The sequence below is a fragment of the Variovorax beijingensis genome, from assembly GCF_003951285.1.
Taxonomy (GTDB): Bacteria; Pseudomonadota; Gammaproteobacteria; order Burkholderiales; family Burkholderiaceae_C; genus Variovorax; species Variovorax beijingensis.
The window spans coordinates 372,891-396,626 of the sequence record NZ_RXFQ01000004.1 but is presented as its reverse complement, the minus strand read 5'-3'; the positions used below and the strand labels follow the sequence as shown (position 1 = coordinate 396,626).

The window sequence follows — 23,736 nt, the reverse complement described above, 5'->3', positions numbered from 1 at the left end:
ATGGGCGCGCCTTCTTCTACAACGACGACCTACGAATCGGCCCTGCTGCGCAAGGCGCGCTGGCGCCCGCTCGAGTTCGTGGCCTGGGCCGTGGCCTTTGCGCTGCCGTTCGCCATGCCTTCGCATTCGCTGCTGGTCAACGAGATCGCCATCGTCGCGCTGTTCGCGATGTCGCTCGACCTGATCCTCGGCTACACCGGCATCGTCTCGCTCGGCCATGCGGCCTTCTTCGGCTTTGGTGCCTACACCGCGGCGCTGTTCGCCAAGCTCGTGATGCCCGACCCGACCGTGGGACTGGTGGTGGCCACTGCGCTCTCGGCCATGCTCGGCCTGGTGGCCAGCGTCACGATCCTGCGCGGCAGCGACCTCACGCGGCTGATGGTCACGTTGGGCACCGCGCTGCTGCTGCTCGAACTCGCCAACAAGCTCGACTGGCTCACCGGCGGCGCCGACGGGCTGCAGGGCGTGGTGATGGGGCCGGTGCTCGGCCTGTTCGAGTTCGACCTCTACGGCCGCACGGCGGCCTGGTATTCGCTGGCCGTGATGCTGCTGCTGTTCCTGGCAATGCGGCGCATCGTGCATTCGCCCTTCGGCGCCACGCTCAAGGCCATCCGCGACAACCGGCTGCGCGCCATGGCCATCGGCATTCCGGTGGTGTCGCGGCTCGTTGTCATCTACACCGTGGCGGCCGGCATTGCCGGCGCCGCGGGCGCGCTGCTGGCGCAGACCACGGGCTTTGCCTCGCTCGACGTGCTGGCCTTCGACCGCTCGGCCGACGTGCTGCTGATGCTGGTGATCGGCGGCGTGGGCTGGCTCTATGGCGGCGTGGCGGGCGCCATCGTCTTCAAGCTGCTGCAGAACTGGCTCTCGGCCGTGACGCCGCAGTACTGGATGTTCTGGATCGGCCTCTTGCTGGTGCTGCTGGTGCTCGTGGGGCGCGACCGCGTGCTCAAGCCATGGACCTGGCTGGGCAAGAAGAAGGGAGGCACGGCATGACCGAGACCGTGCTTTCGACGCAGGGCCTGGTGATGCGCTTCGGCGGCATTACGGCCACCAACAACGTCACGATGGAACTCAAGCGCGGTGCGCGCCATGCGCTGATCGGCCCCAACGGCGCCGGCAAGACCACGCTCATCAACCTGCTGACGGGCGTGCTCGTGCCCACCGAAGGCCGCATCTCGCTGCTCGGCGAAGACATCACCACGCTCGCGCCGCACAAGCGCGTGGCGCGGGGCCTGGTGCGCACCTTCCAGATCAACCAGCTGTTCGACTCGATGACGCCGCTGGAAACATTGGCACTCGTGGTCTCGCAGCACCAGGGCATTGCCTCGCAATGGTGGCGCCCGCTGGGTGCCAGCAAGGCCGTGACGGAGCGCGCGGCGCAGCTGCTCGAACAGTTCCACCTCGGCGACGTGGCGCAGCAGCAGACGAAGTTCATGGCCTACGGCAAGCGCCGCCTGCTGGAGATTGCGATTGCACTGGCCTGCGAGCCGCGCGTACTGCTGCTCGACGAGCCCGTGGCGGGCGTTCCCGCCGGCGAGCGCGAGGAGCTGCTGCAGACGGTGGCCGCATTGCCGGCCGATGTGTCGGTGCTGCTGATCGAGCACGACATGGACCTGGTGTTCAGCTTTGCCGACCGCATGACGGTGCTGGTCAACGGCACGCTGCTGACCGAGGGCGATCCCGAAACCATCGCCAACGATCCGAAGGTGAAAGAGGTCTATCTGGGCCATGGAGAAGCCGTTCATGTCTGAGCTGCTGCGCATCGAGAACCTGAGCGCCGGCTACGGCGAGGCCGTGGTGCTGCACGACGTGGCGTTCGTGCTCGGCGAAGGCCAGACGCTGGCGCTCCTGGGCCGCAACGGCACGGGCAAGACCACGCTGATCAACACGCTGGCGGGCGCCACGCGACAGCATGGCGGGACCATCGCGCTCGGCGGACAAGCCTTGCACAAGCTCGCGCCGCACCAGCGCGCGGCGGCCGGCATCGGCTGGGTGCCGCAGGAGCGCAACATCTTCAAGTCGCTCACGGTGCACGAGAACCTCACGGCGGTGGAGCGGCCCGGCAGGCCTGGAGGGACTTCCAATCCCTGGAACCCGCAGCGCGTCTATGAAATGTTCCCGCGACTGGCCGAGCGCAAGACCAACCTGGGCACGCAGCTCTCCGGCGGCGAGCAGCAGATGCTGGCCGTGGGCCGCGCGCTGGTGCTCAACCCGAAGCTGCTGCTGCTCGACGAACCGCTCGAAGGGCTGGCGCCGATCATCGTGGAAGAACTGCTGCGCGCCATCCGCCGCATCACGCAGGACGAGGGCCTGGCCGCCATCATCGTCGAGCAGCATCCGCAGGCGATCCTCGCGATTTCCGATGAAGCCGTGGTGCTCGACCACGGGACCATCGTCCACACCGACAAGGCGGCCACGCTGCGCGCACAGCCCGAAGTGCTCGACCGGCTGCTGGGCGTGGCGCGCTAGCGGCCCGGCGAACAACAAGGAGACAGGCAAATGGCGATCCCGAAGACAGTGTTCAGCGGGGGCGCCATGCTGGCGGCCGCCGCATTGCTCGCCGCTTGCGGCACCACCGGCCCGAAGAGCCTCGGTCTCGGCGCCGATCCGGCTGCCGCCTGTGCGGCACTGGCCGCCGCTGCGATCGCACCTGCGGCCATCGGCCTGCCGAGCGGCGCGGCCATGATCGATTCGGCCACGCTCGTTCCCGCCACGGCGCTTGCCGTCGCCGAGCGCGGCCCCAGCCCGGCCGCGCGCATCACCCCGGCAACGCCTGCGCACTGCCGCTTGCTGGGCCGCATCGCGCCGCTCGATGCCACGGCCCCGCCGATCCTGTTCCGGGTCAACCTGCCGCTCGCATGGAACGGGCGCAGCGTGCAGTACGGCGGCGGCGGTTTCAACGGCACGCTGATCACCGGCCTTGCGCTGGTGCCGGCCGCGCGCTTCGACCAGCCGACACCGCTCGCGCAAGGCTACGTGACCTACGGCACCGACTCCGGCCACCAGAACGTGGCCGGCCAGCCGCCGCAGGCCTTTGCGCTCAACGACGAGGCGCTGGCGAATTTCGCCCACGCCTCGTACAAGAAGGTGCGCGACGTGGCCGTGGCGCTGATGCAGCGCGCCTACGGGCAGGCGCCGCAGAAGCTGTACTTCATGGGCAGCTCCGAAGGCGGGCGCGAGGCGCTGACGATGGCGCAGCGCTATCCGCAGGACTTCGACGGCATCTTCAGCCGGGTGCCGGTCATCAACTGGACGGGGCTTCAGCATGCCGGCACGCGCAACGGCATCGCCACCTTCGGCGAAGGGTGGCTTCGGCCCGCGCAGGTGCAGCTGGCGCACAACGCGGTGCTCGCATCGTGCGACGCCGCGGACGGCGCAGCGGACCGCATCGTGTCGAACCCGGTGGCCTGCCTGCAGCGCTTCGATCCGGCGAGCCTGCGCTGCGCGGCGGGCACGAGCGGCGACAACTGCCTGAACGATGCGCAGGTGCAGGCGGTGCGCACGCTGCGTTCGCCGTGGCGCTCGCCGGTGCCGCTGGCCCATGGCGTCACCGAGTACCCGGGCTGGGGCATCGGCGGCGAGGCGACGCCGGCCTTTGCATCGACGGGCGGCTGGAATGCCTGGTGGACGGGCACCAGCGCGCCGACCGTGCCGCCGCAGCCGAGCAACGGCATCGCGTGGTTCTACGGCAGCGGGGCGCTGCAGTATTTCTATGCGCGCAATCCGTTGATCGATGTGCGCAGCTACCGCGCGGAAGACTTTGCCGCGCGCATCGCCGCCGTCTCGCAGCTGATGGATTCGACGAACCCCGACCTGGGCGCTTTCCAGGCGCGCGGCGGCAAGCTGCTGATGCTCGAGCACATGGCCGACTATGCGCAGAGCCCGTTCGCGGGCATCCGCTACTACGAGTCGGTCGTCGCGCGCATGGGCCGCGACAACGCGGACCGCTTCCTGCGCCTGTACACCGCGCCCGGCGTCGACCATGTGGGCAGCGGCGCCCCGGCCAATGTCGACATGCTCGGCGCGCTGGCCGACTGGGTCGAGCGCGGCCGGGCGCCGAGCGGGCTGCAGCTGGTCGAACAGGAAGTGCAGCCGCCGTTCAAGGTCGTGCGCGCCCGCCCGCTGTGCGAGTGGCCGCTGTGGCCGCGCTACACGGGTGGCGATGTGTCGCAGGCCGCGAGTTTCCAGTGCAGCAGGTAGCGCAAAGGAACTGAACGGCTCAGGCCGCGCAGCTGTCGGGCCCGCATGACATCGGGCCGGTGCCAGCCGCCGCCGTCAGGGGCGAGGGCATCACGAGTCCGGCGAGCTGCGCCTTCCATTCTTCGGCGCGCCCGAGCCACGGCCCGATGTCGATGCGGCCCGCGCTGCCGTCGGCCTGCGCCAGCACGAAAGTCGGAAAGCCCTGGCCACCCGCGCGTTGCAGCAGCTGGCGGCTTGCGGCGATGTGCTCAAAGGTCGCTTCGCCGGCGAGGCGCGAGAAGGCCGATGCGAAGGCGCCTGCATCGAAACCGAGCTCCGTTGCCAATGCCGCAAGCACATCCGCATCGGCAACGCGCCGGCCTTCGACATAGTGCGCGCGCTGCAGGCGGTGGATCATGTCGAGGCCGCCACCTTCTCGCAGCGCCTCGGCCGCGAGCACCGCGGTGGTCGGCGGCTCGGAATCCATCACCGCGCCGGTGTCGCGCAGCAGGCCGTCGAAGTACGCTTCGCCGAAGGGCTGGCCCGTGAGTTCGGCGATGCGGCGGTCATGCGGCATCACGTAGTCGCGCCATTGCAGCGTGATCGCGCGCCGGTTGGCGCCGGTCATCATGCCGCCGCCGTGGAACGCGACCTGCAGGCCCGGCACGCCGCGCGCCGCCTCGACCAGCGGCGCGGCCGCATAGCACCAGCCGCACATCGGATCGAAGACATAGTGCAGCGTGGCACTGTCGTTCACTGCGGCCATTTCACTTCTCCCTTGATGACCTTGGCGCCCAGCTCGAGCGACGAGGCGTGCGCCAGCTTCGGGTAGCGCTTCTGCATGGCGGCAATGAGCGCGGCCGAGTCCCTGGCCTTGGCGGCTTCGGTCTCGAAGGCCTGCAGGTAGGCGCGCGTGAACTTCACCGCGGCCACCGAGTAGGGCGCGCTGCCATCGGCATTCGGCTCGAAGTGGCCGGGCACCACGGTTCTTGGGCGCAGCGCCTCGATGCGGCCGAGCGTCTTGATCCAGTCGCGGCGCGAGGCGGGCGTCTGCGTGTCGGCCACCCACACATGGATGTTGGCCGAGACCGGAATGCCGCCGACCACCGCCTTGAGCGAGGGGATCCATGCAAAAGTGCGTTCGGGCGTGGGACCGTCGAGGCCGACGACCTGGATCTTGCGGCCCTCGAGCGTGATGCTGTCGCCGGCCAGCGGCTCGGGCACGACCAGCGCCTTGGGCGCGTTGTCCTTCAGGATCGGGCCCCAGTGCGCGAGCTTGCCTTCCTTGGAGGCCCGGATGGCGGCCACGGTCTGCGGCGTGGCAACGATCTTTGCGTCGGGGAACGCGGCCTGGATCACGTCGAGCCCGAAGTAGTAGTCGGGGTCGCTGTGGCTGATGTAGACCGTGGTCAGCTTCTTGCCACTGGCCTTGATCTTCTGCACCAGCGCCTCGGCGTCGTTGCGCTGGAACTGCGCGTCGATCAGCACGGCATCGGTCTGGCCCGTGACCAGTTCGGAAGACACCGGGAACATCGACTTGGCGCCGGGGTTGTACACGTCGAGCTTGAGCGGCTCGGCGGCATGGGCTGCCAGGGCTGCGAACGACAGGGTGGCGCCGAGCGCGGCGGCGGACAGAAGGGTTCTGCGGAACATTCGGGTCTTTCGATGGAATGGCGTTGGCGGGATGGCAACGCGGACAGCCCGAATGTTAGGTTTCGTGAATGGAAACAAAAACTCTGTATTTGCCAATGAATAGTTTCTATTTTCGATCGAATCAGCCAACGTCCGCGCGGTCGGTCGCGCACCGTTCGAGATGCGCCACCAGCAGCTGTGCCGAGGGCGACAGCGTCGCTTCGTCGCGAAAGCAGATCGCGAAGCGGCGGCGCGCCCAGGCATCGGCGAGCGGCATCAGCCGAAGGCCATAGGTGTCGGTGAAGGGCTGCGCCACCTCGGCCGGCACCACGCTGATCGCGAGCCCGGCGCGCACCACGCGCAGGGCGGCATCGAAGTTGGACACCAGCACGCGGTACACCAGCGGCTTGCCCGCCACCGCCGCCTCGCGCGCGAGCATCAGCTGCACGGCGCTCAGCGCGGGCATGCCGACGAATTCATGGCCGAGCACGTCCTCGAAGCGGACCTGGCCGCGGTGGCGCGCCACGGGATGCGAAGGGTGCGCGACGATCGCCAGGTGGTCGGTGCGGTAGTCGCGTCGCTGCAGGCCCTCGAGGTCGGCGGCGTCCCAGCACAGGCCGATCGAGGCGCTGCCCTCGCGGATGCCGCGCACGATCTCGGGGCTGACGCGCTCTTCCATGTCGACGCGGATGTTGCGGTGCGCGGGGTTCTGCAGGAAGTTCGCCACGTCCTCGGCCAGCGATTCGGCCAGCGCCGAGGCCGAGGCCAGGATGCGCACATGCCCGCGCGCGCCGCCCGCATAGGCGGCCATGTCCCGCTCGATGCGGTGGGCGCTGCCGAGCATCGCGCGCGCATGCTCGAGCAGCGTTTCGCCGGCGGGCGTGGGCACCACGCCGCGGCGCTTGCGCAGCAGCAGCGGCGTGCCGACGGCGTCTTCGAGCTGGGCCAGGCGCTTGCTGATGGCCGAGCCGACGATGCTGGCCTGCTCGCCCGCGCGCGCAATGCTGCGGGTCTCGCAGACGGCGACGAAGAGGCGGAGCGTGGTGAGGTCGAGGTCTCTCATGGTGTTCCGTTCTGGAATCAAATGGCTTCCAAAATATACCTTCTGGAGCAAATTGGAACTTCTAAGATCAACGCCGACCCTCACGACGGAGACAAATCTTGATTCACGCCTTCCTGCCGCCCAGCGCGGCTGTTCGCGAAGTGGGGCTGCGCGATGGCCTGCAGAGCATCGCCAGAACCCTGCCCACCGCCCAGAAGCTCGAATGGATCCGCGACGCCCATGCCGCCGGCCAGCGCGAGATCGAAGTCGGCTCCTTCGTGCCCGCGCGCCTGCTGCCGCAGCTGGCCGACACGGCTGAACTGCTGGCCTTTGCAAAGACGCTGCCGGGGCTTTTCGCCTCGGTGCTGGTGCCCAACCTGCGCGGCGCGGAACTCGCCATTGCCGGCGAGGCCGATCTCATGATGGTGCCGCTGTCGGCCAGCCATGCCCACAGCCTTGCCAACCTGCGCAAGACGCCCGACGAGGTGGTGGCCGAGGTCGCCCGCATCCGCGCCGCGCGCGATGCCGCGGGCTCCAAGACGCTGATCGAGGGCGGCGTGGGCACCGCGTTCGGCTGCACGATCCAGGGCCATGTGGCGCCCGACGAAGTGCTGCGCCTGATGCAGGCGTTGCTCGACGCGGGCGCCGACCGCGTGGGCCTGGCGGACACCGTCGGCTATGCCGATCCCGCGATGGTCCGCAGCCTGTTCGAGCGCGCGCAGCGCATCGCGGGCGAGCGCCTGTGGTGCGGCCATTTTCACGACACGCGCGGCCTGGGGCTCGCCAATGTCTATGCCGCGCTGGAAGCCGGCATCGCGCGCTTCGATGCCTGCCTGGCCGGCATCGGCGGCTGCCCGCATGCGCCCGGCGCCAGCGGCAACGTTGACACCGAGGACCTCGTCTTCATGCTCGAGAGCATGGGCGTTTCGACGGGCGTCGATCTGCCGAAGCTGCTCGACCTGCGTCAGCGCGTGGCCGGGTGGCTCGACGGCGAAACGCTGCAGGGCACCGTCTGGCGCGCGGGCTTTCCGAAGACCTTCGCGGCGACTGCCGGAGTGCCCGCATGAGCGCGGCGGCCGAAGAAAAACGCCTGCCGCTCACGGGCATCCGCGTGGTCGAGTTCACCCACATGGTCATGGGCCCGACCTGCGGCATGGTGTTGGCCGACCTCGGCGCAGAGGTCATCAAGGTCGAGCCGATCGACGGCGACCGCACACGGCACCTGCTGGGCGCGGGCGCCGGTTTCTTCCCGATGTTCAACCGCAACAAGAAGAGCATCGCGCTCGACCTGCGCCACCCGCGGGGGCTCGAAGCGGCGCTGCGCCTGTGCGCCACCGCCGACGTGGTGGCGCAGAACTTCAGGCCCGGCACCATGGACAAGTACGGCCTCGGCCATGCCGCGCTCGGCAAGCTCAACCCACGCCTGGTGTACGTGAACCACACGGGCTTCCTGCCCGGCCCCTACGAGCACCGCACGGCCCTGGACGAGGTGGTGCAGATGATGGGCGGCCTGGCCTACATGACGGGCCGCCCCGGCGATCCGCTGCGCGCGGGCACCAGCGTGAACGACATCATGGGCGGCATGTTCGGCGCCATCGGCGCCATGGCCGCGCTGATGCAGCGTGCGCAGACCGGCAAGGGGCAGGAGGTGCAGTCCGCGCTGTTCGAGAACAACGTGTTCCTGGTCGGCCAGCACATGCTGCAGTACGCGATCACCGGCCAGGCCGCCGCGCCGATGCCCGAGCGCATCTCGGCCTGGGCGCTGTACGACGTGTTCACCGTGAAGAATGGCGAACAGATCTTCCTGGCCGCGGTGAGCGACGCGCAGTGGACCGTGTTCTGCGACGCGCTGGGCTTCGACGACCTGAAGGCCGACCCGACCCTGCGCACCAACAACGACAGGGTCCGCCTGCGCCCCACGCTGCTGGCGGACCTGCGCCGGCGCCTGGCCGACCGTTCGGCCGCCGAACTGTCGGCGATCTTCGAGGCGCGCGGCCTGCCGTTCGCGCCCATCGTGCGGCCCGAAGACCTCTACGAGGATCCGCACCTGAAGGCGACCGGCGGCCTCGCCGACATTCGCCTGCCCGACGGCGAGCGCGCCGGCCAGAGCGCGCAGACCACGCTGTTCCCGATCACGCTCGCCGGCGAGCGCCTGGGCGTGCGCCTCGATCCGCCGACGCTCGGCGAGCACACGCGTGAACTGCTCGCCGAGCTCGGCTACGGCGACGCGCAGGTGGCCGCGATGCAGGCCGAATCGGCTGTCGCCTGAACGCCTTTTCCAAGAACCATAAAGAGAGAGACAAGACCATGCACACGATCCTTCCTCCGATGACCCGACGCGCCCTCCTGGGCTTCGGCACCTGCACCGCCGCGCTGGCGGCATGCCCCGCGTTCGCACAGGGCTCCGACAAGCCCGTCCGCTTCATCCTGCCGATCAGCGCCGGCTCGGGCGTGGACGCCATCGCGCGCGCGGCTTCGGTCGCGCTCGGCAAGGCCTTCGGCCAACCGGTGGTGATCGAGAACCTGCCCGGCGCGGGCGGCATCACCGGCACCTCGGTCGTCGTCAAGGCCGCACCCGACGGGCTCACGCTCGGCATGGTGTCGAACAACCACGTCATCAATCCGGCCGTGTACAAGAAGATGCCCTTCGACGCCCTCGGCGACGTCACGCCGATCAGCGTGGTGGGCGCGACGCCGCTGGTGCTGGTGGTGAACCCCAAGCTGCCCGCGAAGAACGTGAAGGAACTGGTGGCGCTGCTGCGCGCCAGGCCCGAGAGCTACAACTACGCCTCGTCGGGCAACGGCACCATCATTCACCTGGCCGGCGAGATGTTCATGGAAGAGGCCGGCGTGAAGGCGCGGCACATTCCCTACAAGGGCACGGGCCCGATGGTCACCGACATGATCGCGGGCCAGGTCGAGATGGGCGTGGTGGCGCTGCCCGCGGTGCAGCCGCACCTCAAGAGCGGCGCGTTGCGCGCCATCGGCCTGTGCGGCCCCGCGCGCTCGCCGGCCGCGCCCGACATTCCCACCATCGCCGAGCAGGGCCTGCCCAACTACGCCGTGGAAGGGTGGTTCGCGGTGATCGGGCCGCCGAAGATGCAGGCCGCCGACGTCCAGCGCGTGCACGACGCCGTGGCCGCGGCCTTCACGAGCGCCGAGGTGCGCGAGGCCATGGACAAGCAGGGCAACATCATCAAGCCCACCTCGCCCGAGCAGGCCGCGAGCTACTTCCGCAGCGAGGCGGCGCGCTATGCGGCGCTGGTGAAGAAGGCGAACGTCGTGCTGGAATGACGCACGGATTCAGGCCGGGCTCGTGAGCTTGAGCCCGAGAATGCCCGCGACGATCAGGCCCACGCAGATGAGCCGCGCCCCGTTGGCGGGCTCCTGGAACAGCACGATGCCCAGGATCACCGTGCCCACGGCGCCGATGCCGGTCCACACGGCGTAGGCCGTGCCCACGGGCAGCGAGCGCATCGCCCAGCCCAGCAGCACCACGCTGAGCACCATCGAGATCGCAGTGCCGACAGAAGGCCAGAACCTCGTGAATCCTTCGGTGTACTTGAGTCCGATGGCCCAGCCCATTTCGAGCAGGCCCGCCACCAGCAAAACGATCCACGCCATGCGCGCTCCTTGAAAGGTTTCAGTTCTCCGGCCGCACGGCACGGTAGAGGGCGCGCACGAAATCCGACTGCGTGATCATGCCGGTGAGCCGCTTTTCATGGTCGATGATGGGGATATGGTGGTGGCCGCCCTCGGAGAACAGCGGCACCAGGTCGACCACCGGGCGGTCCGCGCTGGCCACGCGCACCTGGCGCGTCATGATCTGTCCCACCACCTCCGGCTTGTTCGACACCACGGTGCGCGTGGCGCGGATCAGGTCGCGCAGCCGGCCGGCAATGCCTTCGTGGTGCTCCAGGTCGAGCTGGCGGAAGAAGTCGGCCTGCGTCACGATGCCGACCACGCGGCGCGTGCGGTCGGTGACGGGCAGCGCCTTGATGCGGCGCTGGTTCATCAGCATCCAGGCTTCCTGCAGCGGCGTGCCGAACTCCACCGACACGGGGTCGCGCGACATGATGTCGGCGCAGTGCAGGGTGCCGAGCCGGCGCTTGTACGACTCGAGCTCGGTCTGCTGGATCAGCGACTCGAGGTCGTCGCGGCTGATGTCCAGCACCTGGTTGTAGCGCGCCAGCACCGCATCGATGTCGGCCTGGCTGAAGCGGGCGTCCGCCGAGGGCGGCCGCACCACCTGCACATGCGGATAGCGCCTGCCCGTGAGCGTGTTGTAGGCCACGCCTGCCAGCACCAGCAGCAGCGAGTTCGCGAGGGTGGGGAACAGGGCCGCCGAGAAATCCGTGGTGTGCGTCAGCACCGCCAGCAGCGCCGCGGCACCGCCCGGCGGATGCAGGCTGCGCGTGGCGAACATCAGCCCGATGGCGGCGCCAACGGCCAATGCCGCGGCCCAGGCCGCATCGGGTATCCAGTGGACGCAGGCAATGCCCACCAGCGTGGACAGCGTGTTGCCGACGATGACCGACCAGGGCTGTGCCAGCGGGCTTGCGGGCACGGCAAACACCAGCACCGCGCTCGCGCCCATCGGTGCGATCAGCCAGACGCTGATGCCTGCCGCCTGCGCCATCCAGCGGCACAGCAGCGCGGTGATCACGATGCCGATGGCCGCACCGGCCACGGCGCGCATGCGCTCGCGCGCGTCGACGGTGTTGCGGCCCGGCAGCCAGGCGCGCGCGTGCGTCAGCAAGGCGGAAAGCTGGGTCATCGCGTCAGGCCTCTGCAGCCACCCGGCGGCCGATCTCGGGCCACCGCCCGTGCAGCCAGACCCAGGCGACAAGGCCGATGCCCAGCATCAGCGTCGAGGTCAGCGCCAATGCCAGCGTGGAATGCATGACCAGCGGCGCCACCACGCCGGCCACGATGCCGTTGGCGGTGGAGCCGATCACGGCCTGCAGCGACGAGGCCATGCCGCGTCGCTCCGGATGGAGGTCGAGCACCAGCAAGGTGACGACCGGCACCATCAGCGCCCAGCCGAACGCGAACACCGCCAGCGGCCACAGCGCCCAGACCGCGTGCGCGGTGAACAGCGCGTTGGCCACGACGTTGACCAGCGAGGTCACCAGCATGATCAGGAAGCCGTCGCGGATCTGCCGCTTGGGCGCCACCTTGCCCGCCATGCGGCCGCTGGCCCAGGCGCCGGACATGATGCCGCCGATGGTCAGCAGGAAGAACCAGAAGAACTGCGTTGGCGCCAGCGCCAGGTGGTCGCCGAGAAAGGCCGGCGCGGCCAGCACGTAGAGGAACATGCCGTTGAACGGAACGCCGCTCGCGAACGCGAGCAGCAGGAAGCGCGGATCCGAACACAGGTCCCAGTAGCCGCGCATCAGGTGGCGCACCTGGAACGGCTGGCGCTGGCTCTGGTGCAGGGTTTCGGGCAGCAGCTTGTAGTTGGCCGCGAACAGGATCACGCCGACTGCCACCAGGAACCAGAAGATGGCGTGCCAGCCGGCATGCACGAAGAGAAAGCCGCCGACGATCGGCGCGATGGCCGGTGCCACGCCGAAGTAGATGGTCACCTGGCTCATCACGCGCTGCGCGTCGGCCGGCGGGAACATGTCGCGGATCACGGCGCGCGACACCACGATGCCCGCGCCGGTCGAAAGCCCTTGCAGACCGCGGAACAGCACCAGCTGCGCGATGTTCTGCGACAGCGCGCAGCCCAGCGAAGCGAGCGTGAACACCGCCAGCCCCCACAGCACCACGGGCCGCCGGCCGAAGCTGTCCGACAGGGCGCCATGGAACAGGTTCATGAACGCAAAGCCGAACAGGTAGGCCGAAAGCGTCTGCTGCATTTCGGCCGGCGTGGCGCCGATGGAGCGCGCAATGCCCGAGAAGGCTGGAATGTAGGTGTCGATGGAGAACGGGCCCAGCATGCCCAGCACCGCGAGCAGCACGGCCAGTGCCCAGCGCGGGGCCTGCCAGAGTTTGTCTGCATCGGGATTCATGGCAATTGCTCCATTCTTCTTGTTTGCGTTGCACAAAAGAGAGCGCCCGCCGCCCGTATGACGGGGCGCTGCGGGCGCTTGTGGCTTCAGGGGACCCGGATTACAGAGTATCGATGAAGCTGCGCAGTTTGTCCGAACGCGACGGATGCTTGAGCTTGCGCAGCGCCTTCGCCTCGATCTGGCGGATGCGCTCGCGCGTCACGTCGAACTGCTTGCCGACTTCTTCCAGCGTGTGGTCCGTCGACATCTCGATGCCGAAGCGCATGCGCAGCACCTTGGCTTCGCGCGGCGTGAGCGAGTCGAGGATGTCCTTGACCACGTCGCGCAGGCCCGCCTGCATCGCGGCCTCGATGGGCGCGGTGTTGCTGCTGTCCTCGATGAAGTCGCCCAGGTGCGAATCGTCGTCGTCGCCGATGGGGGTTTCCATCGAGATCGGCTCCTTGGCGATCTTCATGATCTTGCGGATCTTGTCTTCCGGGATCTCCATCTTCGCGGCCAGGATGCCGGCGTCGGGCTCGAAGCCGAACTCCTGCAGATGCTGGCGCGAGATGCGGTTCATCTTGTTGATCGTCTCGATCATGTGCACCGGGATGCGGATGGTGCGCGCCTGGTCGGCGATCGAGCGCGTGATGGCCTGGCGGATCCACCAGGTGGCGTAGGTCGAGAACTTGTAGCCGCGGCGGTATTCGAACTTGTCGACCGCCTTCATCAGGCCGATGTTGCCTTCCTGGATCAGGTCCAGGAACTGCAGGCCGCGGTTGGTGTACTTCTTGGCGATGGAGATCACGAGGCGCAGGTTGGCCTCGATCATCTCCTTCTTGGCATCGCGCGAGGACGACTCGCCCTCGTTCATGCGCTTGTTGATGTCCTTGAGCTGGGTCAGCGGCACCACCACGCGCGACTGGATGTCGGCGAGCTTCTGCTGCAGTTCCTGCACCGGCGGAATGTTGCGCGCGAGCACGGCGCTCCAGGGCTTGCCGGCAGCGGCCTGCTTCTCGACCCACTTCTGGTTCAGCAGGTTCGAGGGCACGCGGTTGCCGTTCTTGTCGTAGCCCGAGAAGTCGCGGATGAACTCGTCCTGCGGGAAGCCGCACTTGTCCACGATGATGCGGCGCAGTTCGCGCTCCTTCTTGCGCACGTCGTCGACCTGGGTGCGAACCAGGTCGCACAGCTTCTCGATGGTCTTGGCCGTGAAGCGGATGGTCATGAGCTCGTCCGACAGGGCCTGCTGGGCCTTCTCGTACGCGGGTGTGCCGTAGCCTTCCTTGTCGTAGATCTTGTGGACCTTCTCGAACATCGAGGCAATGCGGTCGAAGCGCTCGAGCGCATCGCGCTTGAGTTCCTCGAGCTTCTTGGTGAGGGCCTTGGAGCCGCCCTTGCCGTCGTCGTCGTCTTCCTCGTCGAATTCGTCGAAGTCTTCCTCGGCCACGTAGTCGTCAGCCTCGTTGGGGTTCGAGAAGCCATCCACCACGGTGGAGATGACGACCTTGCCTTCACGGATGTCGGCGGCCAGGCGCAGGATCTCGGCGATGGTGGCGGGGGAGGCAGAGATCGCTTCCATCATGGCCATCAGGCCGCCTTCGATGCGCTTGGCGATCTCGATTTCGCCTTCGCGCGTGAGCAGCTCGACGGTGCCCATTTCGCGCATGTACATGCGCACCGGGTCGGTCGTGCGGCCGAATTCGCTGTCCACCGTGGACAGGGCCGCTTCGGCTTCTTCCTCGGCTTCTTCCACCGTGGTGGCGGTGGGGGCGGTGTTGTTCAGCAGCAGGGTCTCGGCGTCGGGCGTTTGCTCGTACACCGCCACGCCCATGTCGTTGAGCATGGTGACCACGACTTCCATGGTCTCGGCGTCGACCAGCTTGTCGGGCAGGTGGTCGGAGATTTCGCCGTGCGTGAGGTAGCCGCGGGTCTTGCCGAGGGTGATCAGCGTCTTCAGGCGCGAGCGGCGCTTGGCCAGGTCTTCCTCGGAGAGCACGGTCTCGTCGAGGCCGAATTCCTTCATCAAGGCGCGTTCCTTCGCCTTGCTGATCTTCATGCGCAGCGGCTTGACCTTTTCTTCGGTGGTCGCGGCGGTTGCCGGTTCGTCGCCGGCCAGGTCTTCCTCGATGTCCGACAGGTCGACGTCGCTTTCGGGCGCTTCGTTGCCGGCCTTGGGCTTGCGGCCGCGCTTGGCGCCGGTGGCGGGCGCGGCGGCGCCGGCAGCCTTGGGCGGGCGGCCTACCTTCTTGGCGGCAGGGGCGGCAACTGCCTTGGCGGCAGCTTTCTTCGGATCGTCGATGGAGGTCGATTTCGTGGGCACGGTTTTCACTTTCGTTGCGGCTGCCGATTTGGAAGCGGCGGCACCCGACTTAGTTGCCGGCATAGCGCCAGCTTTCAACGGTTTTTCTGCGACGGACTTCGCGGCGACGCTTTTGGCGAGTGAAGGAGCAGGCTTCTTTGAACTGGGCATACGACCTCGTTACAGCAAGATGGACCAAGCGGAATCACAGGCGCACCGCCACACGGCAGCGCCACCACGGTCCGCGCACAGGCACGGACGGAACAATTGGGAAAGAGGAAGAAATTCCTCGTCAGGCAAGATGTCGGGCGAACATTTGGTGTGCAGTCCTTGCGGCTATTGACCCTTTCCGACGGATTCTTTCCGTTGGAGTGCGTTGCGCTAGGGGTCGGCCCGGAGGTGCTGCTGTCGCTCTTGCCTAATTTCGCCAGTTGCGAAGCCTTACATTATAGCCTACTGCGCAAATTTCAAGCAGTTTCTGCGCCGCGCGGGTTCAATCGGTTGCGCAGTTCGAGGCGCCTGGCCTCCAGCGCCTTGTAGCGTTCGAGCGCCTTGGGGTCCTTTCCGACCGCGGCAATGGCCTCGCTCTGCTGGGCCTTCAGCCGGTCGTCGAGCATGAAGTCGAGCACGCTCGCGAGCTCCTTGGCCGCATCGGCCAGGTGCTGCTCTTCCTCGCCCTCGGGGACCGGGGCGCTCTCGGAAACGTTCATGAGGCGCTCCGCCAGGGTCTCGAAATCGAGCCCCCGCATGCCTTCGCGAAGCGCCGCCCACGGCTGCACGCCGTGCTCGTGCAGCTGGCTGTCGAGCCAGGTGAAAAGCGCCCCGTGCGGGCCCGGCAGGTCGCACAGCATCACGTGAAGCTCGTGCGACAGCGCGTCCCATTGCGCCATGTTGGACAGCAGCAGCCGCGCCGCCACATCCGGCCGGCTCGGCGGCTTGCCCCGGCCGCGCAGCGGCTCGATCGGCGCCTCGAACTTGCCGCCCCAGCGCTTGCCCTTGGTGAATTTGCGCGGCTTGCTATCGCTTTCATAGCGCGGCGGTTCGTATTCGGCCGGCGGCGGCATATCGGGGTAGTCGCTCTCGTGGCCCGGGTCGCCCTGGCGCTGGCCTGGCGCTGCGGCCGGCCAGCGCGGGCCCGGCGTGGCGGCCCAGAGCTCGGAGAGCGCCGCGGCGTCGAGCTGCACCAGCGCGGCGATCTCGCTGAGCAACTGGCGCTTGAGCGCGCCGTCGGGCATGGCGCTCCAGAGCGGGCGCACATTGCTCGTCATGTGCGCACGGCCCTCGGCGGTGCCCAGGTCGCAGCCCTCGCGCGCAGCCTCGAGCATGAAGCGCGACAGCGGCGTGGCTTCCTGGATGAAGCGCGCAAACGCATCGGCGCCGAATTCGCGGATGAAGCTGTCGGGGTCGTGCTCGGCCGGCAGGAACAGGAACTTGATGCTGCGCACGTCGGTGGCATAGGGCAGGGCGCCATCGAGCGCCTTGCGCGCGGCGCGCCGGCCGGCGGCGTCGCCGTCGAAGCTGAACACCACCGATTCGGTGAAGCGGAAGAGCTTCTGCACGTGCTCCGTGGTGCAGGCCGTGCCGAGCGTGGCCACGGCGTTCGGAAATCCGAGCTGGGCCAGGGCGACCACGTCCATGTAGCCCTCGGTCACCAGCGCGAAGCCGCGCTCACGGAAGGCGGCGCGGGCCTCGTACAGGCCGTAGAGCTCGCGCCCCTTGCTGAACACGGGGGTTTCGGGCGAATTGAGGTACTTGGGCTTTTCGTCGCCGAGCACCCGGCCGCCGAAGCCGATGCATTCGCCCTTCACGTTGCGGATCGGGAACATCACGCGGTCGCGGAAGCGGTCGTAGCGCTTGGTGTCCTCGGCGCCGTCTTCGGTGTTGACGATCACCAGGCCGCTTTCGGCCAGGAGCGGGTCGTCGTAGTCGGGAAACACGCTCGCAAGCGCGCGCCAGCCGGCGGGCGCATAGCCGATGCCGAATTGCTTGGCCACCTCGCCCGAGACGCCGCGGCCCTTCAAATATTCGATGGCGCCCGGCGCCTGCCGCAGGGCCTTGCGGTAGGCCTCGCCCGCTTTTTCGAGCACGTCGGTCAGCGTGGCCTGCTTCTGGCGCTGGCTGGCGGCGCGGGCGCGTTCGGCGGGAGAGGCGTCGTCCTCGGGCACCTGCAGGCCGTACTGGCCGGCGAGGTCGTGCACCGCCTCGACGAAGCCCATGCCCGCGTGCTCCATGAGAAAGCCGATGGCGTTGCCGTGGACCCCGCAGCCGAAGCAGTGATAGAACTGCTTGGTGGGGCTGACCGAGAAGGAGGGCGACTTCTCGCCGTGGAACGGGCACAGGCCCATGAAGTTGGCGCCGGCCTTCTTGAGCTGCACGTAGCGCCCGACGATTTCCACCACGTCGGCGCGCGCGATGAGTTCCTGGATGAAAGAGGCGGGGATGGTCATGTAGGCGAAGAGCGGCAAATCATACGCAAGCCTTCGAACGCCCGCGCGCGCAGGCCATACTGCCCGCAGCTGGAACCCACGGATGAAGACGCCCAACCCATTGCACCACGTCGCGCCGCTGCTGCGCCATCCCCTGCGCTTCGTCTGGGATGCGCTCAAGGCTTTCCGCGCCAACCAGGGGCTGCTGCTCGCAGGCGCCGTGGCCTATTACGCCCTGCTTTCCATCGTGCCGCTCCTGATCGTGAGCGTGATCGCGATGTCCCACCTGATCGAGCAGGCCGAACTGCTGCGCACCATCGGCCGGTATCTCGAATGGCTGCTGCCGGGGCAGTCGAAGGCGATCGTGGCGGAGCTGTCGAACTTTCTCCAGCACCGCGACGTGATGGGGCCGGTGCTGTTCGTGACCATGATCTTCTTCAGCTCGCTGGCCTTCAGCGTGCTCGAAAGCGCCATGGCGGTGATCTTCCATCACCGCAAGGCGGACCACCGGCGCCATTTCCTGGTTTCCGCGGTCATGCCTTATCTCTACATCCTGTTCCTGTGCGTGGGCCTGCTGCTGGTCACGCTGGTGTCGGGCGCGTTGCAGCTGGTGGGCCAGGAGAGCGTCGACCTGTTCGGGCGCAAATGGTCGCTGTCGGGCATCTCGGGCCTGCTGCTCTACCTGCTGGGGCTGGGCGGCGAGATCTTCATGCTGACCTCGCTCTACCTCGTGATGCCGGCCGGCCGCATGTCGCTGCGCCATGCGCTGCTCGGCGGCGTGACGGCCGCGCTGCTGTGGGAGGCCACGCGGCGCGTGCTGATCTGGTACTTTTCGACGCTGTCGCAGGTCAACGTGGTCTACGGCTCGCTCACCACGGCCATCGTGGTGCTGCTGAGCCTGGAGATCGCCGCCACGCTCGTGCTGCTGGGGGCCCAGGTGATCGCCCAATACGAGCGGCTGGACCGTACCGGCAGCACGGCGGTACCGCCGCTTACCGGGGCGGAAGCCGAATCGCTCCGTCGAGACGAATCACCTCCCCGTTGAGCATGTCGTTCTCGATGATGTGCTTCGCGAGCTTGGCGTAGTCCTCGGGCGTGCCCAGTCGGGAGGGGAAGGGCACGCTGGCGGCCAGCGCGTCCTGCACCTCCTGCGGCATGCCGAACAGCATGGGCGTGCCGAAGATGCCGGGGGCGATGGTCATGTTGCGGATGCCGTTGCGCGCCAGGTCGCGCGCAATGGGCAGGGTCATGCCGACCACGCCGCCCTTGGAGGCGCTGTAGGCGGCCTGGCCGATCTGGCCGTCGTAGGCCGCCACCGAAGCGGTCGAAATCAGCACGCCGCGCTCGCCCGTGGCTTCGGGCTCGTTCCTGCTCATGGCATCGGCCGCGAGGCGGATCATGTTGAAGCTGCCGATCAGGTTGACCGTGACGGTCTTGCTGAACACCGCGAGCGCGTGCGGGCCGTTCTTGCCCACGGTCTTCTCGGCCGGCGCAATGCCGGCGCAGTTGACCAGGCCCACCAGCTTGCCGAGCTTCTGCGCCGCGGCAACCGCCGCCTGGCCGTCGGCCTCCTGGCTCACGTCGCACTTGACGAACACGCCGCCGATTTCCTTGGCGACGGCTTCCCCCTTGTCGGCCTGCATGTCGGCAATCACCACCTTGCCGCCGTTGGCAGCCAGCATGCGCGCCGTGCCTTCGCCGAGGCCCGAAGCGCCACCGGTCACGATAAAAACCTTGCCGTCGATCTGCATTGAGAGTCTCCTGAAATGAGGCAGGCATTATCGAAGACGGGCGCGGGCGAAAAAAAAAAGGCCTCATCCGAAGATGAGGCCCTGAATTGGATCCGTGAGGACCCAAGGAGACAACTGGTGGTGGCCGGCGGCTCAGCGCTTGCGCGAGGTGGTCGCGGTCTTCGCGGCGGCAACGGCTTGCGTCGACACGGCGTTGAAGTTGGCTTCGGCAACGTCCGACGCTTGCTTGACGGCCTTCTGGACCGATTCGAAAGCGTTGTTGGCAGCAGCCACGGCGCTCTTGAGCACGGCAACGGCGGTTTCCGAGCCGGCGGGTGCATTCTTGGAAGCGCTGTCGACCAGGCCGACAAAGGTTTGCTGGGCTTCAGCAGCCTTGGCTTCGAAAGCCTTGGTGAACTCGGCGCCGGTGCCCTGGGCGATGTCATAGAGGTGACGGCTGTAGGCAGCGGTCTTTTCGGCCAGGGGCTGGAACAGGCTGGCTTGCAGCGTCAGCAGTTCCTGTGCGTCCTTGACGTTCAGGGCGGCTTGGGCGGTGCTCTGTGCTTCGGTCAGGGCAGCCTTGGAAGCGGTCACGTTGAGTTCGACGAGCTTCTCGACGCCTTCGAAGGCCTTGGTGGTCAGGCCGAACAGGGTTTCGAGGTTTGCTTTCTGGGCGGCGAGGATTTGGTCAGCGGTCAGGGCCATTTTGGAATCTCCGGTAAGGATGAAAGGTGGTCGGTTCACGTTGCGCTGCCTCGTCGTCCATGTTTTATGTTGCGGTGCAGCATGGCCTCAAGTATAGGCAGCGCAGCTTTTCGATCAAGGGGGTTTTGCTGCTTTGCAGCAATTTAGAACGCACTTTCTAAATTCGCTCCGGCATCCAGAATGCGGGCCATGCGCGCGTTCTATTCCGGCCAGTTCGTCCTGCCCCTGCCCCCGGGCCACCGCTTCCCCATGTCCCGCTATGCCTTGCTGCGCGACCGCCTGCTCGAGCACCTGCCGGCGGTGGACATGGACCAGGCCCCGCGTGCCACCGATGGCGAACTGGCGCTGGCCCACACCCCGCAGTGGATCGCCGCCATCAGCGACGGCAGCGTGAGCCCGCAGGCCATGCGCGAGATCGGCTTTCCCTGGAGCGAGGCGATGGTCGAGCGTTCGCGCCGGTCCACAGGGGCGACGATCGCGGCCTGCCGCGCGGCGTTCGCGGGCGGCGTGGCGGCCAACATGGCAGGCGGCACGCACCATGCGTACGCCGACAAGGGCGGCGGATTCTGCGTCTTCAACGACGCCGCGGTGGCCGCGCGGCTGATGCAGGCGGAGCATGGCCGCGGCGGCCGGCAGCTCAAGGTCGCGGTGATCGACCTGGACGTGCACCAGGGCAACGGCACGGCCAGCATCTTCCGCAGCGACCCGAGCGTCTTCACGCTGTCGCTGCACGGGCAGAAGAACTTTCCGTTCCGCAAGGAGGCGAGCGACCTCGACGTCGAGCTGCCGGACGGCTGCGGCGATGCCGACTACCTCACCGCCCTCGAGCACGCGCTCGACGAGCTGGACCGGCGCTTCTCGCCGGGCCTGGTGATCTACCTGGCGGGCGCCGACCCCTTCGAGCGCGACCGGCTCGGCCGGCTCAAGCTGAGCTTCGACGGCCTGGAGGCGCGCGACCGGCGGGTGTTCGACTGGGCCTGGCAGCGCCGCATTCCCCTGGCCTTCGCGATGGCAGGCGGCTACGCCAGCGACATTGCTGAGACGGTGCAGGTGCAGCTGGGCACCTTCAAGGTGGCCTTCGACTACTGGCGCCGCTGGCAAAATGCCGCGCGATGAGCTCCGCCCCCAAACCCACGCCGCATTCCCGTAGCAGCTATCGCGCGTTCCGCAGCATTCCCACGCGCTGGATGGACAACGACATGTACGGCCATGTCAACAACGTCGTCTACTACAGCTGGTTCGACACGGCGGTGAATGCGCTGCTGATCGAACGCGGCGCTCTCGACATCCACCAGGGGCAGACGATCGGCTTCGTGGTCGAGACGCAATGCAACTATTTCGCCCCGATCGCCTTTCCCCAGACGGTGGAGGCCGGCGTCCGGGTGGCCCAGGCCGGGCGGTCGAGCGTGCGCTACGAGATCGCACTCTTTGCGGAAGGCGCGGACACCGCGGCCGCGCAGGGCCACTTCGTGCATGTGTATGTGGACCGGGCGACGCAGCGGCCGGTGCCATTGCCCGAGGCGCTGCAGCGCGTGGTCGACTCGCTGAAGGCCTGATCCGGACAAACGGCGCCCGAAGGCGCCGTTTTGTCTTTTGCCGTGCGGCCCCATGAGCCACGTCGGTCCTACATGGTCTTCTTCATGGCCTTGACGTCGGCCTTGCCCTGGGCCTCGTCGGCCTTGGCCTGCTTCACGCAGGCGGCCTTGGCATCGCCGGACTGGTCGTCGCATTTTTCCTTGGCGACTTCGTACGTCGCCTTGACCTTCTCCTCGGCCACCTTGCGGGCATGGGCGTCGCTCGGCTTGTACTGCTGTTCGAGTTCGGCCTTCGCCACGTCTTCCTTGCCCTTGGCTTCCTTCTGGCAGACGTCCTTCGCGTTGTCCTTCATCGAATCGCACTGGGCCTTGGCGACCTTGTAGTCGGCTTCGATCTTTTCCTTCTCGACCTTGTACTCGTCCTTGGTCATCGCGCCGGCCTGGGTGGCCATGAAGCAGGTGGAGGCAAGAGCGAGCATGAGCAGATGTTTTTTCATTGTTTTCTTTCTTTGCGGTTCAGAGGAAATCGGGGGCTCAGTATTTTTCGTACCAGAGGGCGTCCGGCGTACGGCCGTCGCGCGATTCCCAGTCCTTGACCTGCTTTTCGGCCTCGTCGCGGCTGATGCCGTGGCGCTCCTGGATGCGGCCCAGCAGCTGGTCGCGCTTGCCTGCGATGACGTCGAAGTCATCGTCGGTCAACTTGCCCCATTGCTCCTTGACCTTGCCCTTGAGCTGTTTCCAGTTGCCTTCGATGGTGTCCTTGTTCATGCGAGTCTCCTTGAAAAAAATGATTCGGCGGGCTCGTTGGCTGCCGTGAACGAACTGTCGCGGGGGCCATTCACCCTGGCGGTAGGACGCCCTGTGCTGGCGCCGTAGGCACAAGCCGACGGCGCCCGTGATAATCGGACGCACGCCGAAAAGCTTGGGACAACGCGCGCCGCACCATGATCATTCACAGCCTGCTCGACACCGACCTCTACAAGTTCACCATGATGCAGGTCGTGCTGCATCACTTCCCGGGAGCCCGGGTCGAGTACCGGTTCAAGTGCCGCAACCCCGGCATCGACCTGGCGCAGTTCGCCGGGCAGATTCGCGAAGAGGTGCGAAGCCTCTGCTCGCTGCAGTTCCGGGACGCCGAGCTGGCCTACTTGCGCTCGATGCGCTTCATCAAGAGCGACTTCGTCGACTTCCTGGGCCTGTTCCGGCTCAACGAAAAGTACATCAGCATCACGCCCCAGCCTTCGGGCGAGCTCGAGATCCGCATCAAGGGCCCGTGGTTGCACACCATCCTGTTCGAGATTCCCGTGCTGGCCATCGTGAACGAGGTCTACTTCCGCAACACGCAGAAGAAGCCCGACTTCGAGGAAGGCCGGCGGCGCCTGGAGACCAAGATCGGGCAGCTGCAGGATGCCGGCCTGTCCGACCTGAAGATTGCCGACTACGGCACGCGTCGCCGCTTTTCCAAGGACTGGCATGAAGAGGTGCTGCGCACGCTGAACGCAAGGCTCGGCGCCGTCACCTCGCCGCCGGTGCAGGCCGAGCCCGGCGCGCGGCTGCCCCAGCTCGCGGGCACCAGCAACGTGCTCTATGCCATGAAGCTCGGCCTGATCCCGCTCGGCACCATGGCGCACGAATACCTCCAGGCCTGCCAGGGGCTCGGCCCGCGGCTGCGCGACAGCCAGATCTTCGGCTTCGAGAGCTGGGCCCGCGAATACCGCGGCGACCTCGGCATTGCGCTGTCCGATGTCTACGGCATGAGCGCGTTCCTGCGCGACTTCGACCTTTACTTCTGCAAGCTGTTCGACGGCGCGCGCCATGACAGCGGCGATCCGTTCCAGTGGGGCGAGCGCATGCTGGCCCACTACATCGCCAACCGGGTCGATCCACGCACCAAGACGCTGATCTTCAGCGACAGCCTCACGGTGCCGCGCACCATCGAGCTCTACCAGCAGTTCCGCGGCCGCTGCCAGCTGGCGTTCGGCATCGGCACCAACCTCACCAACGACCTCGGCTACGAACCGCTGCAGATCGTCATCAAGATGATCAACTGCAACGGCCAGCCGGTGGCCAAGCTGTCGGACACGCCTTCCAAGAACATGTGCGAGGACGAAAAATACCTGGCGTACCTGCGCCAGGTGTTCGAGATCGAGCAGCCGCCGGCCTGACGCGCGTCTGGTACGGTACCG

Annotated in this window: 22 protein-coding genes and 1 pseudogene; 11 read left to right on the top strand and 12 right to left on the bottom strand. The window is 67.4% G+C overall.

Going from position 1 to position 23,736, the window contains the following annotated elements:
• The 4 genes from EJO66_RS09345 to EJO66_RS09330 are packed head-to-tail and all read left to right on the top strand — an operon-like array spanning position 1 to position 4,203.
• Entirely contained in the window at positions 1-996 is a 996-nt protein-coding gene (locus tag EJO66_RS09345; RefSeq protein ID WP_125965122.1) for a branched-chain amino acid ABC transporter permease, read from the top strand.
• Positions 993-1,754, top strand: coding sequence for an ABC transporter ATP-binding protein (locus EJO66_RS09340; protein WP_124961442.1), 762 nt, complete (start codon positions 993-995; stop codon positions 1,752-1,754). Before EJO66_RS09345 ends, EJO66_RS09340 begins: the two co-directional genes overlap by 4 nt.
• Complete coding sequence (locus tag EJO66_RS09335; RefSeq protein ID WP_124961441.1) at positions 1,747-2,472, top strand: ABC transporter ATP-binding protein; 726 nt, start codon at positions 1,747-1,749, stop codon at positions 2,470-2,472. The genes EJO66_RS09340 and EJO66_RS09335 overlap by 8 nt, the downstream gene beginning before the upstream one ends.
• A 30-nt stretch (positions 2,473-2,502) precedes the next feature.
• Positions 2,503-4,203, top strand: coding sequence for a tannase/feruloyl esterase family alpha/beta hydrolase (locus EJO66_RS09330; protein WP_125965121.1), 1,701 nt, complete (start codon positions 2,503-2,505; stop codon positions 4,201-4,203).
• A gap of 19 nt (positions 4,204-4,222) precedes the next feature.
• Here EJO66_RS09330 and EJO66_RS09325 read toward each other — a convergent pair whose 3' ends face one another.
• The 3 genes and pseudogenes from EJO66_RS09325 to EJO66_RS09315 all read right to left on the bottom strand — a co-directional run bounded on the left by EJO66_RS09325 (position 4,223) and on the right by EJO66_RS09315 (position 6,877).
• Positions 4,223-4,948, bottom strand: a complete 726-nt coding sequence (locus EJO66_RS09325) for a DsbA family protein (protein WP_125965120.1) — start codon at positions 4,946-4,948, stop codon at positions 4,223-4,225.
• Positions 4,942-5,835 (bottom strand): annotated as a pseudogene (locus EJO66_RS09320) (MBL fold metallo-hydrolase); the annotation flags it as partial. The gene EJO66_RS09325 and the pseudogene EJO66_RS09320, both read right to left, overlap by 7 nt.
• Before the next feature lie 121 nt (positions 5,836-5,956).
• The gene (locus tag EJO66_RS09315) at positions 5,957-6,877 is read right to left on the bottom strand and encodes a LysR family transcriptional regulator (protein ID WP_125965118.1); all 921 of its coding nucleotides are present in this window, start codon (positions 6,875-6,877) and stop codon (positions 5,957-5,959) included.
• Positions 6,878-6,975: 98 nt separating this feature from the next.
• Between EJO66_RS09315 and EJO66_RS09310 the strand changes: the two genes are divergently transcribed.
• From EJO66_RS09310 to EJO66_RS09300, 3 genes are read left to right on the top strand one after another with little or no spacing between them, the layout of a single operon-like run.
• Entirely contained in the window at positions 6,976-7,923 is a 948-nt protein-coding gene (locus tag EJO66_RS09310; protein ID WP_125965117.1) for a hydroxymethylglutaryl-CoA lyase, read from the top strand.
• Positions 7,920-9,125, top strand: a complete 1,206-nt coding sequence (locus tag EJO66_RS09305) for a CaiB/BaiF CoA transferase family protein (RefSeq protein WP_125965116.1) — start codon at positions 7,920-7,922, stop codon at positions 9,123-9,125. Before EJO66_RS09310 ends, EJO66_RS09305 begins: the two co-directional genes overlap by 4 nt.
• A gap of 38 nt (positions 9,126-9,163) precedes the next feature.
• On the top strand, positions 9,164-10,150 hold the full coding sequence (locus EJO66_RS09300; protein WP_124961434.1) for a tripartite tricarboxylate transporter substrate binding protein: 987 nt from the start codon (positions 9,164-9,166) through the stop codon (positions 10,148-10,150).
• A gap of 9 nt (positions 10,151-10,159) precedes the next feature.
• Here the strand turns inward: EJO66_RS09300 and sugE are convergent, their stop codons facing one another.
• The 5 genes from sugE to dnaG all read right to left on the bottom strand — a co-directional run bounded on the left by sugE (position 10,160) and on the right by dnaG (position 17,601).
• Positions 10,160-10,480, bottom strand: a complete 321-nt coding sequence (sugE, locus tag EJO66_RS09295) for a quaternary ammonium compound efflux SMR transporter SugE (RefSeq protein WP_125965115.1) — start codon at positions 10,478-10,480, stop codon at positions 10,160-10,162.
• Between the two features lie 19 nt (positions 10,481-10,499).
• Positions 10,500-11,633 carry an HPP family protein gene (locus tag EJO66_RS09290; protein ID WP_124961432.1) on the bottom strand — a complete coding sequence of 378 codons (1,134 nt, stop codon included), beginning with the start codon at positions 11,631-11,633 and terminating at the stop codon, positions 10,500-10,502.
• A gap of 4 nt (positions 11,634-11,637) precedes the next feature.
• On the bottom strand, positions 11,638-12,873 hold the full coding sequence (locus EJO66_RS09285) for a multidrug effflux MFS transporter (RefSeq protein WP_125965114.1): 1,236 nt from the start codon (positions 12,871-12,873) through the stop codon (positions 11,638-11,640).
• Between the two features lie 100 nt (positions 12,874-12,973).
• Positions 12,974-15,325, bottom strand: a complete 2,352-nt coding sequence (rpoD, locus tag EJO66_RS09280; RefSeq protein WP_125965113.1) for an RNA polymerase sigma factor RpoD — start codon at positions 15,323-15,325, stop codon at positions 12,974-12,976.
• A 296-nt stretch (positions 15,326-15,621) separates the two neighbouring features.
• Entirely contained in the window at positions 15,622-17,601 is a 1,980-nt protein-coding gene (gene dnaG / locus EJO66_RS09275) for a DNA primase (protein ID WP_125965112.1), read from the bottom strand.
• Positions 17,602-17,683: 82 nt separating this feature from the next.
• On the opposite strand from dnaG, the gene EJO66_RS09270 reads away from it, so the two are divergent.
• Positions 17,684-18,625, top strand: a complete 942-nt coding sequence (locus EJO66_RS09270) for a YihY/virulence factor BrkB family protein (RefSeq protein ID WP_124961428.1) — start codon at positions 17,684-17,686, stop codon at positions 18,623-18,625.
• Here the strand turns inward: EJO66_RS09270 and EJO66_RS09265 are convergent.
• Together EJO66_RS09265 and EJO66_RS09260 are read right to left on the bottom strand one after the other, a co-directional pair.
• Entirely contained in the window at positions 18,573-19,331 is a 759-nt protein-coding gene (locus tag EJO66_RS09265) for a 3-hydroxyacyl-CoA dehydrogenase (RefSeq protein ID WP_125965111.1), read from the bottom strand. The genes EJO66_RS09270 and EJO66_RS09265 overlap by 53 nt on opposite strands.
• Positions 19,332-19,463: 132 nt before the next feature.
• On the bottom strand, positions 19,464-20,015 hold the full coding sequence (locus tag EJO66_RS09260; RefSeq protein ID WP_021006486.1) for a phasin family protein: 552 nt from the start codon (positions 20,013-20,015) through the stop codon (positions 19,464-19,466).
• 189 nt (positions 20,016-20,204) lie between these two features.
• Between EJO66_RS09260 and EJO66_RS09255 the strand changes: the two genes are divergently transcribed.
• The gene (locus tag EJO66_RS09255) at positions 20,205-21,131 is read left to right on the top strand and encodes a histone deacetylase family protein (RefSeq protein WP_206168841.1); all 927 of its coding nucleotides are present in this window, start codon (positions 20,205-20,207) and stop codon (positions 21,129-21,131) included.
• Complete coding sequence (locus EJO66_RS09250) at positions 21,128-21,571, top strand: acyl-CoA thioesterase (protein ID WP_125965109.1); 444 nt, start codon at positions 21,128-21,130, stop codon at positions 21,569-21,571. The genes EJO66_RS09255 and EJO66_RS09250 overlap by 4 nt, the downstream gene beginning before the upstream one ends.
• Before the next feature lie 68 nt (positions 21,572-21,639).
• On the opposite strand, the gene EJO66_RS09245 is transcribed toward EJO66_RS09250, so the two are convergent.
• Both EJO66_RS09245 and EJO66_RS09240 read right to left on the bottom strand, forming a co-directional pair.
• The gene (locus EJO66_RS09245) at positions 21,640-22,047 is read right to left on the bottom strand and encodes a hypothetical protein (protein ID WP_125965108.1); all 408 of its coding nucleotides are present in this window, start codon (positions 22,045-22,047) and stop codon (positions 21,640-21,642) included.
• A gap of 37 nt (positions 22,048-22,084) precedes the next feature.
• Positions 22,085-22,318 (bottom strand): CsbD family protein, encoded by a 234-nt coding sequence (locus tag EJO66_RS09240; protein ID WP_124961423.1) that lies wholly within the window; start codon positions 22,316-22,318, stop codon positions 22,085-22,087.
• Positions 22,319-22,494: 176 nt separating this feature from the next.
• On the opposite strand from EJO66_RS09240, the gene pncB reads away from it, so the two are divergent.
• Positions 22,495-23,715 carry a nicotinate phosphoribosyltransferase gene (pncB, locus tag EJO66_RS09235; RefSeq protein WP_125965107.1) on the top strand — a complete coding sequence of 407 codons (1,221 nt, stop codon included), beginning with the start codon at positions 22,495-22,497 and terminating at the stop codon, positions 23,713-23,715.
• Positions 23,716-23,736: the final 21 nt, after the last annotated feature.

Bases quoted from the DNA above. Each gene is read 5' to 3' on its own strand.
- EJO66_RS09345 (WP_125965122.1), top strand. From the start codon at position 1: ATGGGCGCGCCTTCTTCTACAACGACGACCTACGAATCGGCCCTGCTG.
- EJO66_RS09340 (WP_124961442.1), top strand. From the start codon at position 993: ATGACCGAGACCGTGCTTTCGACGCAGGGCCTGGTGATGCGCTTCGGC.
- EJO66_RS09335 (WP_124961441.1), top strand. From the start codon at position 1,747: ATGTCTGAGCTGCTGCGCATCGAGAACCTGAGCGCCGGCTACGGCGAG.
- EJO66_RS09330 (WP_125965121.1), top strand. From the start codon at position 2,503: ATGGCGATCCCGAAGACAGTGTTCAGCGGGGGCGCCATGCTGGCGGCC.
- EJO66_RS09325 (WP_125965120.1), bottom strand. From the start codon at position 4,948: ATGGCCGCAGTGAACGACAGTGCCACGCTGCACTATGTCTTCGATCCG.
- EJO66_RS09315 (WP_125965118.1), bottom strand. From the start codon at position 6,877: ATGAGAGACCTCGACCTCACCACGCTCCGCCTCTTCGTCGCCGTCTGC.
- EJO66_RS09305 (WP_125965116.1), top strand. From the start codon at position 7,920: ATGAGCGCGGCGGCCGAAGAAAAACGCCTGCCGCTCACGGGCATCCGC.
- EJO66_RS09300 (WP_124961434.1), top strand. From the start codon at position 9,164: ATGCACACGATCCTTCCTCCGATGACCCGACGCGCCCTCCTGGGCTTC.
- sugE (WP_125965115.1), bottom strand. From the start codon at position 10,480: ATGGCGTGGATCGTTTTGCTGGTGGCGGGCCTGCTCGAAATGGGCTGG.
- EJO66_RS09290 (WP_124961432.1), bottom strand. From the start codon at position 11,633: ATGACCCAGCTTTCCGCCTTGCTGACGCACGCGCGCGCCTGGCTGCCG.
- EJO66_RS09285 (WP_125965114.1), bottom strand. From the start codon at position 12,873: ATGAATCCCGATGCAGACAAACTCTGGCAGGCCCCGCGCTGGGCACTG.
- rpoD (WP_125965113.1), bottom strand. From the start codon at position 15,325: ATGCCCAGTTCAAAGAAGCCTGCTCCTTCACTCGCCAAAAGCGTCGCC.
- dnaG (WP_125965112.1), bottom strand. From the start codon at position 17,601: ATGACCATCCCCGCCTCTTTCATCCAGGAACTCATCGCGCGCGCCGAC.
- EJO66_RS09270 (WP_124961428.1), top strand. From the start codon at position 17,684: ATGAAGACGCCCAACCCATTGCACCACGTCGCGCCGCTGCTGCGCCAT.
- EJO66_RS09265 (WP_125965111.1), bottom strand. From the start codon at position 19,331: ATGCAGATCGACGGCAAGGTTTTTATCGTGACCGGTGGCGCTTCGGGC.
- EJO66_RS09260 (WP_021006486.1), bottom strand. From the start codon at position 20,015: ATGGCCCTGACCGCTGACCAAATCCTCGCCGCCCAGAAAGCAAACCTC.
- EJO66_RS09255 (WP_206168841.1), top strand. From the start codon at position 20,205: ATGCGCGCGTTCTATTCCGGCCAGTTCGTCCTGCCCCTGCCCCCGGGC.
- EJO66_RS09250 (WP_125965109.1), top strand. From the start codon at position 21,128: ATGAGCTCCGCCCCCAAACCCACGCCGCATTCCCGTAGCAGCTATCGC.
- EJO66_RS09245 (WP_125965108.1), bottom strand. From the start codon at position 22,047: ATGAAAAAACATCTGCTCATGCTCGCTCTTGCCTCCACCTGCTTCATG.
- EJO66_RS09240 (WP_124961423.1), bottom strand. From the start codon at position 22,318: ATGAACAAGGACACCATCGAAGGCAACTGGAAACAGCTCAAGGGCAAG.
- pncB (WP_125965107.1), top strand. From the start codon at position 22,495: ATGATCATTCACAGCCTGCTCGACACCGACCTCTACAAGTTCACCATG.